We start from the raw sequence: 1,379 nt of genomic DNA on the forward strand, positions 1-1,379 counted from the left end.
GGAACATGGGTGGGGGCTGCGGTGCGGGCCGCCCGGCCGCGCGCCCACGACCTCGCCCCGCGCACCCCCGGCGTCCGCGCGGACTTCGTCCCCGGCACCCCCGATCTGTCGCTGTTCCCCCGTGCGGCATGGGCGGCGGCGCAGCGCGGTGTGCTCGCGGACCTTCCGCACCAGGAACTGGGTTACCCCGATCCGCGCGGGCTGCCCCGGCTGCGTACGGCGCTGGCCGGACTGCTCGCGCGGCGCCGGGGCGTGGTGGCCGATCCCGAGCGGATCGTGGTGGTCTCCGGAGTGGCGCAGGCGGCGGCGCTGCTCGGTTTCGCCCTCCACGCCCGCGGGTTGCGCGCCGTCGCCGTGGAGGACCCGGGCAGCCCGCAGCACGAGTCCCTGTACGCCGCCGCCGGGGTCACCGCCGTACCCGTGCCGGTGGACGGCGAAGGGCTCGTCATGGAGCCGCTGCGGGCCTCGGGGGCGCGGGCGGCCGTCGTGACGCCGGCGCACCAGTTCCCCACCGGCATCGCGTACTCCGCGCGGCGCCGGGCCGAACTGCTCGACTGGGCGCGGTCCGTGGACGGGATCGTCCTGGAGGACGACTACGACGGCGACTTCCGCTACGACCGGGCGCCCGTGGGCGCCCTCCAGGGGCTCGACCCCGAGCACGTGGCCTACACCGGATCGGTCAGCAAGTCCCTCGCCCCGGGGCTGCGGCTCGGCTGGCTGCTGGTGCCGCAGGGGTGGGCCGAGGAGGTGGTGGAGCGCAAGCGCACCATGGACCTCGGTCATCCCACCCTGGACCAGGCGCTGTTCGCCCGGTTCCTGGAACGCGGCGACTACGACCGTCAGCTCCGCCGCTGCCAGCGCGCCTACCGCGAGCGGCGCGACGCCCTGGTCTCCGCCCTCGGGGAGCACTTCCCGGGTGCGGTGGTGTCCGGGATCGCGGCGGGGCTGCACGTCATCGTCGCGCTGCCCGAGCGCTACGGACCGCGGGAGCGTTTCCTCGCACGCGTGACGGAGGCCGGTGTGGCGGTGCGCGCGCTCGCGGACCACGCGCACGACGGGGCGCCGGAGGAGGGTGTACGGCTCGTGCTGGGCTACGCGCACGTGACGCCCGCGCGGATCCACGAGGGGGTGCGCCTGATGGCGAGGGCCGCTGCCCGGTAGCCGCCCGCGCGAGTTGTTCACCCGGGGTTCGCGTGCGCGCCGTGCCACCCGCGTAGGTGTGGTCGCGCACACTGGCCGGATCCCGTCCCCGGAGGCGCATCCATGTCACACCGTCCGTTCCCCGGCCGTCGCGCCGTACTGCGCGGCTCGCTCGCGGCCTCGGCGGCCCTGACCCTGCCCACCGCGCTCGGCGCGGCGCCCGCCTTCGCCCGCGCGGG

At 76.6% G+C, this 1,379-nt stretch carries 1 protein-coding gene; it reads left to right on the top strand.

From position 1 onward, the window contains the following. Positions 1-1,161: PLP-dependent aminotransferase family protein (locus tag B7767_RS12615; RefSeq protein ID WP_107486042.1), on the top strand; the 1,161-nt coding region annotated here is incomplete at its 5' end. Between the last annotated feature and the right edge of the window lie 218 nt (positions 1,162-1,379).

Source organism: Streptomyces sp. 13-12-16, from assembly GCF_002114215.1.
Classification (GTDB): Bacteria; Actinomycetota; Actinomycetes; order Streptomycetales; family Streptomycetaceae; genus Streptomyces.